This is a genomic window from Phytoactinopolyspora endophytica (assembly GCF_004138495.1).
Classification (GTDB): Bacteria; Actinomycetota; Actinomycetes; order Jiangellales; family Jiangellaceae; genus Phytoactinopolyspora; species Phytoactinopolyspora endophytica.
Genome location: NZ_ML142856.1, coordinates 190,505 through 191,866, shown reverse-complemented (window position 1 = coordinate 191,866; position 1,362 = coordinate 190,505). Strand labels below are relative to the sequence as shown.

Sequence of the window (1,362 nt, the reverse complement as noted above, 5' to 3'; positions counted from 1 at the left end):
GCAGGTCACGGGGGTCGACATCTCCCGGACAGCACTGCAACGCGCCGCTGCCGCAGCCGGGGACGTCAACGACCGCGTGGCGTGGGTGCACGGCGATCTGACCACCGCGCCGCCCCCAAGCGGCGTGTTCGATCTGGTCTCCGCCCAATACTTCCCGCTTCCACGTCAGCCGGACCACGCGGCGCTACGCGGCCTGCTGGACGCCGTCGTACCCGGGGGCACCCTGCTCTTCGTCGGCCACGACCTCGCCGACCTGTCCTCACGCCGGGGGCACGGTTCCGACTACCGCGATTACTACCAGCCCGCCGACATCGCGAGGCTCCTCGACGACAACTGGACCGTTCTGATCAACGAAACCCGCCCACGAACCGCTCCCGCCCCAGCGGGCACGCACCATACCCGCGACACCATCCTGCGAGCGCAACGCCTGCGGTAAAGACGCTGGGCTCCACGCGCGAGCCTGTCGGATTTCCGGGGGAGGGGCGGGTGGTGGTGAACGCGGGCAGCTTGTTCGCTTGCATAAACGGAATGATATTCCGTATAGTTCTGGAAGAGCGTTCCGCTTCGGTTCAGGATATGGCATCGAAAGCACGCTCACCCACACCTCGCCACAACCCAGGAGAGCCGCATGCAGTACCGCACCCTCGGCCGGACCGGCATCAAAGTCAGCCCTTATGCGCTAGGCGCAATGATGTTCGGCGCCATCGGCAACCCCGACCACGACGACTCGATCAAGATCATCCACAAGGCCCTGGACGCAGGGATCAACTTCGTCGACACCGCCGACGCGTACTCCCGTGGCGAGTCCGAGGAGATCGTCGGCAAGGCCCTTCAGGGCCGCCGCGACGACGTCGTGCTCGCCACCAAGGCACGGCTCCCGATGGGCGAAGATTCGAACCATCAGGGCGCTTCCCGGCGATGGCTGATGCGTGCCGTGGAAGACTCGCTACGTCGCCTGCGCACCGATCACATCGACCTCTACCAGATCCATCGGCCGGACCCGGATACCGACATTGAGGAGACGCTGTCGGCGCTGTCAGACCTGGTCCGTAGCGGCAAGGTCCGTGCCATCGGGTCGTCCGCGATGCCCGCCTCCGAAATCGTCGAGGCCCACTGGGTGGCCGAGCGGCGCGGCCTGGAACGGTTCCGCACCGAGCAGCCGAGCTACTCCATCCTCAGCCGTGGCATCGAGACCGAGGTGCTGCCCGTCACACAGCGCTACGGGATGGGCACGATGGTGTGGAGCCCGCTCGCCAAGGGCATGCTCACCGGGCGGGTCCGGCGGGGTGAGCAGACCGACCTTCGTCGAGCCGCGTACCCCACGTTTGCCGAGCAGTTCAGCGACGAGCGCCGGCTCGACGT

General features: G+C 66.8%; 2 protein-coding genes. Both read left to right on the top strand.

The window, feature by feature from the left end; all coding sequences use genetic code 11:
- The coding region (locus ELR45_RS17220) for a class I SAM-dependent methyltransferase (protein WP_205856751.1) at positions 1 to 436 on the top strand (436 nt) is incomplete at its 5' end.
- A gap of 192 nt (positions 437 to 628) precedes the next feature.
- Positions 629 to 1,362 (top strand): aldo/keto reductase (locus ELR45_RS17215; RefSeq protein WP_240759810.1); only part of this gene is annotated, 734 nt, incomplete at its 3' end.